This window comes from Gemmatimonadota bacterium (genome assembly GCA_039715185.1).
Taxonomy (GTDB): Bacteria; Gemmatimonadota; Gemmatimonadetes; order Longimicrobiales; family RSA9; genus DATHRK01.
On the sequence record JBDLIA010000212.1, the window covers coordinates 1 to 1,527 of the forward strand.

The 1,527-nt window shown below is 68.7% G+C and carries 1 protein-coding gene; it reads left to right on the forward strand.

What is annotated here, in order from left to right; genetic code table 11:
- The first annotated feature begins 326 nt into the window (after positions 1-326).
- Positions 327-803, forward strand: coding sequence for an isoprenylcysteine carboxylmethyltransferase family protein (locus ABFS34_16795; GenBank protein ID MEN8377084.1), 477 nt, complete (start codon positions 327-329; stop codon positions 801-803).
- Positions 804-1,527: the final 724 nt, after the last annotated feature.

Sequence of the window (1,527 nt, forward strand, 5' to 3'; positions counted from 1 at the left end):
ACCGCGGCAACGCCGCCCCAAGCTCGCTTCGCTCACAGGTCGGCTGAGGAGTCTGGCGGCGGGGCGCGGTGGGCTACCCTGCTTGGTCAGCGGCGCTCGCAGCTGAGCGCCGATCCGTTAGGCCGCAGGGTGGGTTCTTGATTCGGGCCGCCGCAATATCCGTTGCAGAGCTACTCCTCTTCGGAGTGTGCCTATTCGGCGCCGCCGGCAGCCTCTCATGGCCCATGGCGTGGGCTGTTCTAGGTATCTACTCCCTGCCCAAGGCGGCCGCCTTCGCGTTTCTCGACCCTGAGCTCCTCCGGGAGCGGGCGGCTCCTGGGCCCGGCGTGGATCGCGGCGACGTGGTGCTCGCAACGCTCGGCTTTCTGGCTCTGTACCCAGGTACGTTCGTCGTGGCTGGCCTCGATGCCGTTCGCTTCGGCCCTGCCCTCCCGATGGCGCAATCCGTTCAGGTGGCGGCGCTTCTCGTCTTTGCGTTGGGCTATGGCTTCACGTACTGGGCGGTCTACTCCAACCCATTCTTCGCGAGCTTCGTACGGATCCAGGAGGATCGCGATCACTCGGTCGTCTCCTCGGGGCCCTATGCTCTGATTCGGCATCCCGGTTACGCGGGCCTGCTGCTCGCCCACCTGGCCCTTCCATTCGCGCTCACGTCCATCTGGGCTTTGCTGCCTGCGGCCGTAGCCACGGTTCTCTTCGTCGCGCGAACATCACGCGAAGATCGAACGCTTCGAGACCGGCTCGCCGGCTATCGCGAGTATCAGACCCGGGTTCGTTGGCGCCTAGTGCCAGGGGTTTGGTAGCCGTACGCCTGCGGCCTAACAAGGCGCTGCAGCTGACGAGCGCTGGCGGCGGCGTCTTGGGGCAATGCCGCCCAGAGCTCGCTTCGCTCGCAGGTCGGCTGTGCCATCTGGCGGCGGGGCCGGGTGAGCTACCGTATCCGGTCAGCGGCGCTCGCAGCTGAGCGCCGATCCGTTATGCGGCGACGGCCACGTTCTTGCGGTTTTTCCTTCTGCGCTGGCTCGTGCCATCAGCTGCTCGCGAAGCGGTGTGCGTGGGTTGGCCTCTGCGCTGGCTCGGGTGCGCAGTGCAGTCGCCGGGGTCCCTTTGGTCTCCGCGCTGGGGCCGCCCTGCTGTACGGGGCCCCGGGGTCCCGCTGCGAACCGCGCTGGGGCGCGAGGTGCGCCGCGCCCGTGCCCGGCGGGGCACGTCCTCACGCCCAGTTCGCGCCGCATAACAAGGCGTTGCAGCTGACCGCCGGCGGGCCAGGGGTGCGGCGGCCTCTACCGGCCGCCGCTGGCTGAGGGGCCAGCGCGCCAGCGGCGTCCGGGTTGTATCCTGGGTGCTTCACGGGCCGGCGGCAGCTGAACGCCGGTCCGTTATGCGGCGACGGCCACGTTCTTGCGGTTTTTTCTTCTTCGCTGGCTCCTGCCATCAGCTGCTCGCGAAGCGGCGTGCATGGGCTGGCCTCTGCGCTGGCTCGGGTGTGCAGTGCAGTCGCCGGGGCTCTTTCGGTCTCCGCGCTGG